Here is a 7,320-nt window from a genome sequence, read left to right as displayed (position 1 = left end):
GGCGGTGTTGATGGTAATGCCGCGTGCTTTTTCTTCTGGAGCAGCGTCGATCTGGTCGTAAGCTTTGGCTTCGCCGCCGAATTTCTTCGACAGGACGGTAGCGATAGCTGCGGTCAGGGTGGTCTTGCCGTGGTCAACGTGACCGATGGTGCCAACGTTCACGTGCGGTTTAGTCCGCTCGAACTTTTCTTTTGCCATTTTAATTCTTCCTCAGAACTTTGATTTAAGGTCAATTCCGGGCGGGAGGATCTCCCCCGCCCGGGTAATTATTTATTTTACTTCGCTTTGGCGGTGACGATTGCGTCGATCACGTGCTTAGGCGCCTCGGAGTAGTGCTTGAACTCCATGGTGTAGGTCGCGCGGCCCTGGGTCGCGGAACGCAGGATGGTCGAGTAGCCGAACATCTCGGACAGAGGTACCTCTGCCTTGATGATCTTGCCGCCGCCGCCTGGGATCTCGTCCATGCCCTGCACCATACCGCGGCGGGACGACAGGTCGCCCATCACGGTACCGGCGTAGTCTTCCGGAGTCTCGACTTCCACAGCCATCATTGGCTCCAGGATCACTGGGCTGGCGCGACGGCAAGCTTCCTTGAACGCCATCGAACCGGCCATGCGGAATGCATTTTCGTTCGAGTCAACGTCGTGGTAGGAGCCGAAGGTCAGGGTGACTTTGACGTCAACCACTGGGTAGCCTGCCAGAACACCATTGTTCAGGGTTTCGCGCACGCCTTTTTCCACCGCAGGGATGAATTCGCGAGGAATCACACCGCCCTTGATCGCGTCGACGAATTCGAAGCCCTTGCCTTGTTCCTGTGGTTCCAGGGTAACAACGGCGTGACCGTACTGGCCGCGGCCACCGGACTGCTTGACGAACTTGCCTTCCACGTCGGACACCGACTTGCGCACGGTTTCGCGGTATGCAACCTGTGGCTTGCCAACGGTTGCTTCCACGCCGAATTCGCGCTTCATACGGTCAACGATAATTTCCAGGTGCAGCTCGCCCATACCACCGATGATGGTCTGGCCGGATTCTTCGTCGGTCTTCACGCGGAACGAAGGATCTTCCTGTGCCAGGCGGTTCAGGGCCAGGCCCATCTTTTCCTGGTCAGCCTTGGTCTTAGGCTCGACAGCCTGCTGGATCACCGGCTCTGGGAACACCATCTTTTCCAGGGTGATGATCGAGGATGGATCGCACAGGGTTTCGCCGGTGGTCACGTCCTTCAGGCCCACGGCAGCGGCGATGTCGCCGGCGCGGACTTCTTTGATCTCTTCACGCTGGTTGGCGTGCATCTGCAGAATACGGCCCAGGCGTTCTTTACGCTGCTTGACCGAGTTGTAGATGGTGTCGCCTGCATTCACCACGCCGGAGTAGACGCGGAAGAATGCCAGCTGGCCCACGAACGGGTCGGTCATGATCTTGAATGCCAGCGCAGCGAACTTTTCTTCGTCCGAAGCTTTACGGGTGGCTGGCTGTTCGTCGTCATCGGTACCGGCAACGTCAGCGATGTCGATCGGCGACGGCAGGTATTCGATCACGGCGTCCAGCATGGCTTGCACGCCCTTGTTCTTGAAGGCGGTGCCGCACATCATCGGAACGATTTCCGAAGCGATGGTACGCTGGCGCAGGGCGGTCTTGATCTCTTCTTCAGAGAGTTCGCCTTCTTCCAGGTACTTGTTCATCAGTTCTTCGTTGGCTTCAGCAGCGGCTTCAACCATCTTCTCGCGCCACTCTTGTGCGGAGTCAGCCAGTTCGGCCGGGATGTCCATGTAGTCGAACTTCATGCCCTGGGACGCGTCGTCCCAGATGATGGCCTTCATCTTGACCAGGTCAATCACGCCTTTGAAGTTGTCTTCGGCGCCGATCGGGATCTGGATCAGGACTGGGTTGGCCTTCAGGCGCGAACGCATCTGCTCGTAGACCTTGAAGAAGTTGGCGCCGGTACGGTCCATCTTGTTCACGAAGGCCAGACGCGGCACTTTGTACTTGTTAGCCTGGCGCCATACGGTTTCAGACTGTGGCTGCACGCCGCCCACTGCGCAGTAAACCATGCAAGCGCCATCCAGCACGCGCATGGAACGCTCAACTTCAATGGTGAAGTCAACGTGCCCTGGGGTGTCGATGATGTTGATGTGGTGTGGCTTGAAGTTGTTGGCCATACCATTCCAGAAGCAGGTCGTCGCTGCCGAGGTAATGGTAATGCCGCGCTCTTGTTCCTGCTCCATCCAGTCCATGGTGGCAGCGCCGTCGTGCACTTCACCAATCTTGTGGTTCACGCCGGTGTAGAACAGGACGCGTTCGGTGGTGGTGGTCTTACCGGCGTCGATGTGAGCGGAGATACCGATGTTACGGTAGCGCTCAATGGGGGTCTTGCGGGCCATAATTGATCCTAAATCTTTGAATGGACAAAACCGAGCAGCATCTTTTCGAGAAAAATGTGCCCGGCTTGAACAAGGCCAGCCAGTAAAGGCTGGCCAAACGTATTAGAAGCGGAAGTGCGAGAACGCCTTGTTCGCTTCAGCCATACGGTGGACTTCGTCACGACGCTTCATCGCGCCGCCACGGCCTTCCGCGGCTTCCAGCAGCTCGCCGCCCAGGCGCTGTGGCATGGACTTTTCGGAGCGCTTGTTAGCGGCTTCACGCAGCCAACGCATGGACAGGGCCAGGCGGCGCACTGGGCGCACTTCGACTGGAACCTGGTAGTTAGCACCACCGACGCGGCGGGACTTCACTTCAACCATTGGTTTGGCGTTGTTGATCGCTGCGGTGAACACTTCCAGCGGGTCCTTGCCGGACTTGGATTGGATGTGGTCAAAGGCACCGTAGATGATGTTTTCTGCAACCGACTTCTTGCCGGACAGCATCAGAACGTTAACGAATTTAGCGACTTCGGTGCTACCGAATTTTGGATCCGGCAGAATTTCGCGCTTGGGTACTTCACGACGACGTGGCATGTCATTTCCTTTTCTTCAGTTGAGCGCCTCTCATTTGGCACTCGCGGTGGCCATCATAGCCATCCACTTACTCGGTCTCGCGACCGCCTCAACTCAGTTAAATTGCAAATTACTTCTTAGCGGCCTTAGCGCGCTTCGCACCGTACTTGGAGCGAGCTTGCTTACGGTCTTTAACGCCCTGGGTATCCAGAGAGCCACGGACCATGTGGTAACGCACACCCGGCAAGTCTTTTACACGACCGCCGCGCAGCAGGACAACGCTGTGTTCCTGCAGGTTGTGGCCTTCACCGCCGATGTACGAAATCACTTCGAAACCGTTGGTCAGGCGCACTTTTGCAACTTTACGCAGTGCCGAGTTAGGCTTCTTAGGAGTGGTGGTGTACACACGGGTGCACACGCCACGCTTTTGCGGGCAGTTTTCAAGTGCCGGCGATTTGCTCTTCACGACCAGCTTGGTACGTGGTTGGCGAATCAATTGGTTGATGGTTGGCATCGTTTTAAATCCAACAAAATTACAGCATTGACAACCCAGGCAGCCTTGCCCGGGGGCTAAAACGGTATCTCTTAGAGTGCGCTAAACGTCGCTCAAACAAACGCGTATACGATGCGCAGACTAAATTGAGAACTCGCGAGTATATACCTGGTTAACAGCTCAGTCAACCGGCATGCTGAATAAAGTGGCAGTATTGGGACGCCCCACGGCCCGCTATTGGCATCATAATAGCGATCATTTTGTACTTTCCTGTAAGCAATGCTGCCGCGCCCTTCACACCTGTTCATCCTGTTTAGCTACCTGGCGCTATCCGCTGTGCCCTTCGTGCCATTGATGCTGGGCAAACCGATGGAACAGCCATGGCAGCTGCTGGGGGTCGAGTGCGTGGCCTGGGTCACCGTGTGGGCGCTGTTCAAGCGGCCGGCCTATTTCCACTGGCTGCTGGTTCCCGCCTTCCTGGCCTTGCCCACGGAGATCTACCTGTTCGTATTCTACGGCCAGGGCATTTCCACCCACCACCTTGGCATCCTGGCCGAAACCAGTCCGCAGGAAGCGATGGAATTCCTCGGCCGCAAAGTGTGGAGCATGCTGGCGGTGATGGTGGGCGTGGCCGTGTGGTGGGTGCTGAGCTTCCGCGCCGCCCGCCAGACGCGCGGCTTGGATTGGACCGGCGGCTCGCGCTGGTTGGCGCTGTTCGCGCTGGCCATGCTGGCAGCGGCTTCAGCCTGGGGCTATGAATTCGGCATCGACGCGGCGCCCGAACGCACGGCGGCCAGTACCGCGGCCAATAGCGCAAGCGCAAGCATGAGCGCGTCGGCCGACGACAGCGCCAGCGAAAGCGCCTCGTCGCACGCCGCAGTGGCCGGCGCCCACATGCTGCACCTGCCCGGTCCGGCCCTGCCTTACTGGGCGCGGCTGCCTGTCGATCCGGGCCAGTTCATCGAATCGTGGCCCTTTGGCCTGGGCGCGCGCGGCTATGACTTTTACAAGGAACGGCGCTACCTGTCCGAACTGGATGAACGCAGCGCCAGCTTCGAGTTCGGCGCGCGGCAGGTCGATGGCGGCCAGCAGCCGGAAATCGTGGTGATGGTGCTGGGCGAATCTTCGCGCTACGACCGCTGGAGCCTGAACGGCTACAAGCGCGAAACCAATCCCTTGCTGGGCAAGGAAAGCAACCTGGTGCCGCTGTCGGACGTGATCACGTCGGTGTCGGCGACGCGCCTGTCGGTGCCGGTCATTATTTCGCGCAAGCCGGCCACCCAGAGCCTGAAGGACGGCTTCAGCGAGAAGTCCTTCCTGACCGCCTACAAGGAAGCGGGTTTCAAGACATGGTGGCTGTCGAACCAGATCTCGTTCGGCCAGTACGACACGCCGGTATCGGTGTTTGCCAAAGAGGCCGACGTGATCCAGTTCCTCAACCTGGGCGGCTTCACCAACCATTCCAATTACGACGACGTGCTGTTCGAGCCGCTCAAACGCGCGCTGGCCGACCCGTCGCCGAAAAAGCTGATCGTGCTGCATTCGCTGGGCAGCCACTGGAACTACAGCCAGCGCCATCCGAAAGAGTTCGACAAATGGCAGCCGTCGCTGTTCGGCATCGACAAACCGGTGTACACCGACCTGAAGATCAAGCCGCAACTGAATAACAGCTACGACAATTCGATCCTGTACACCGACTGGTTCCTGGCGCAGGTGATCGCCGACCTGAAAGGCACCGGGCAGCTGGCTTCGATGCTGTACGTCGCGGACCACGGCCAGACCTTGTATGACGGTTCCTGCCGCCTGGCCTTCCACGGCCACAACACGGACTACGAATTCCATGTGCCGGCCTTCATGTGGTTCTCCGACCAGTACCTGGAGCACTATCCGTCCAAGGTGGGCGCCTTGCTGCGCAACCGCAAGGCCAAGCTGGCGACGGAGAACATTTTCCACACCATGCTGGACGTGGCGAACATCCGCTATCCGGACGACAAGCCGTCCTGGAGTTTCCTCAACAAGGACTTCCAGGTGCACAAGCGGGTGGTCGACAGCTACGGCTGGACCAACTACGACAACGCAAAGTTCAAGGGCGACTGCCGCGAAGTGATCGACAAGGGCAAGCCGCAGTCGCAGGACAAGTAAGCGGCAGCGCTTACACCGGCTTGTGCACCATCAGCCAGTACACGGCAAGCATGGCGATGAACGCCGGATAGCCGAGCAGTTCCCAGCGCCGCGCATAGCGCCAGTATTGCGCTGGCAGCTCGGTATTGGCCGCATGCGCCGCCAGCGCCATCCTGCCCATCCTGACCTGGTACCACACCACCGGCAGCCAGCAAGCGCCCGCCAGGGCATACAGCGCCAGCGAAGCCTTGATCCAGAATGCGTCCAGCGGATAGCCTGCGAGGTAAATCATCCAGGCGCCGGACAAGGGTTGCACGATCACGGCCGGCGTGGTGAACCACCAGTCGGCGCGCACCACCAGCCGCGAGACTACGGCAATCGCTTCCACCGATTTCGAGCGGTTCGCGAAAAACAGATAGAACGCGGTGCCGAAACCGGTGCCGACCAGCAGCACCGAGGACAGGATGTGGATGGTCTTGATGGTCAGGTAGTCCATGTTTTTTCCTCTGCATACAAAATGACCAGGATGGCCAGGATCGGCAGGTTCTTCAGCAAGGGGCCAAAGGGATGCCAAAGGTATTCCGGCAGGCAGGCCGCGATCGCCACGCTATAGCCGAGTATCAGCGCGCCCTGCGCCAGCCAGAGAGCGCGCCGCGGGCGCATGATGCAGGCGATGCCGAGTGCGGCGTCCAGCGCAGCGGCGCCGTACAGCGCCACGACGGCCGGCACGCCCTGGATGCCGACGCCTGCCAGCAGGGCCAGGCTGCCGGCGCGGGGGTAGATCAAGGCGCTCACCAAGGCGGTCGCCAGCCAGACGATGGCCAGGGTCCAGCGCAGCAAGCTGGCGCGCCATGCTGCCAGCGCGCGCAGGCGAAACACTCCGCGCTCGGCGGACGGGATGAAATCGGTTACGGCGCGCGGCGCGCGGCCAAGCAGTTCGCGCGTTGCCGCGGCGCCGGCAGTATCGCCTTGCGCCAACGCGCTTCCCGCGCGCAGCATCCTCCAGTTGTCCGGCGTGAGAAGGGCCGCGGGCAAGCTGCGGCCGGCCCTGGCGGCAAGCGCCATTAGCGCCGCCGGAACGCGCAGCACCGGCGCCGGCGCAAAGCCCATGCCACTGCGGTAGGCAGCCAGCATGCCCTCGTAGCCGACGGCAGTACTGCCGGCGATATCGAACACGCGCTGCGCCGGCGTTTCCGGGTCGAGCGCGGCAACCACCGCATCCGCCAGGTCGTCGACATGCAGCGGCTGGAAGCGCGCCGCGCCCAATGCCGGCGCGATCGTCAGCGGCATGCTGGCCAGGCGGCAGAACATCGCCGCCGAACCGCCTTCGCGGCCGAAGACCAGTGCTGGCCGCAGGATGATCCATTCCAGCGGCAGCGACATCAAAACCTCGTCCGCCGCGCGCTTGCTGGCGAAGTAGGCGGTGTCGCCTTGCCCGGCGCCGAGCGCCGAAACCTGCACCACGCGCCGCACGCCGGCCTCGGCGCACGCTGCGAACAACGCCGCCGGTGCGCCTGAGTGCAAGGCCTCGAAACTTGCCGCGCCGTTTTCGCGGATGATGCCCACGGCGTTCACCACGGCGTCCACGCCACGCAAGCGATCCAGCCAGGCGCACGGCTGCAAGTCTGCGCCGTAGTCGATTGCCACGTCGCCGGCCCGCTCGACATGGCGCACGCCGCGCAGCACGTGGTGGCCGGCTGCCGCCAGCCGCGCGGCAACAGCAGTGCCGATGAACCCGGAGGCACCGCAGACCAGGACCTTCATGCGCCACTC

Annotated in this window: 7 protein-coding genes; 1 reads left to right on the top strand and 6 read right to left on the bottom strand. The window is 60.9% G+C overall.

Going from position 1 to position 7,320, the window contains the following annotated elements; genetic code table 11:
• The 4 genes from ASD07_RS09280 to rpsL form a co-directional block, all read right to left on the bottom strand.
• Positions 1-198: GTP-binding protein (locus ASD07_RS09280; RefSeq protein WP_057245772.1), on the bottom strand; the 198-nt coding region annotated here is incomplete at its 3' end.
• 77 nt (positions 199-275) lie between these two features.
• Complete coding sequence (gene fusA, locus ASD07_RS09275) at positions 276-2,381, bottom strand: elongation factor G (protein ID WP_055928452.1); 2,106 nt, start codon at positions 2,379-2,381, stop codon at positions 276-278.
• A gap of 102 nt (positions 2,382-2,483) precedes the next feature.
• The gene (rpsG, locus tag ASD07_RS09270; RefSeq protein ID WP_028102973.1) at positions 2,484-2,954 is read right to left on the bottom strand and encodes a 30S ribosomal protein S7; all 471 of its coding nucleotides are present in this window, start codon (positions 2,952-2,954) and stop codon (positions 2,484-2,486) included.
• Between the two features lie 109 nt (positions 2,955-3,063).
• Positions 3,064-3,447 (bottom strand): 30S ribosomal protein S12, encoded by a 384-nt coding sequence (gene rpsL / locus ASD07_RS09265; protein ID WP_028102972.1) that lies wholly within the window; start codon positions 3,445-3,447, stop codon positions 3,064-3,066.
• Positions 3,448-3,705: 258 nt separating this feature from the next.
• On the opposite strand from rpsL, the gene ASD07_RS09260 reads away from it, so the two are divergent.
• Positions 3,706-5,568 carry a phosphoethanolamine transferase gene (locus ASD07_RS09260; protein ID WP_055928449.1) on the top strand — a complete coding sequence of 621 codons (1,863 nt, stop codon included), beginning with the start codon at positions 3,706-3,708 and terminating at the stop codon, positions 5,566-5,568.
• 10 nt (positions 5,569-5,578) lie between these two features.
• Here ASD07_RS09260 and ASD07_RS09255 read toward each other — a convergent pair whose 3' ends face one another.
• Together ASD07_RS09255 and ASD07_RS09250 are read right to left on the bottom strand one after the other, a co-directional pair.
• On the bottom strand, positions 5,579-6,043 hold the full coding sequence (locus ASD07_RS09255) for a DUF2269 domain-containing protein (protein WP_055928447.1): 465 nt from the start codon (positions 6,041-6,043) through the stop codon (positions 5,579-5,581).
• On the bottom strand, positions 6,031-7,311 hold the full coding sequence (locus ASD07_RS09250) for an SDR family oxidoreductase (RefSeq protein ID WP_055928443.1): 1,281 nt from the start codon (positions 7,309-7,311) through the stop codon (positions 6,031-6,033). The genes ASD07_RS09255 and ASD07_RS09250 overlap by 13 nt, the downstream gene beginning before the upstream one ends.
• Positions 7,312-7,320: the final 9 nt, after the last annotated feature.

The organism is Duganella sp. Root336D2 (assembly GCF_001425005.1).
Taxonomy (GTDB): domain Bacteria; phylum Pseudomonadota; class Gammaproteobacteria; order Burkholderiales; family Burkholderiaceae_D; genus Rugamonas.
The sequence above is the reverse complement of the archived record's forward strand: the minus strand, read 5'-3'. Positions and strand labels throughout refer to the sequence as shown.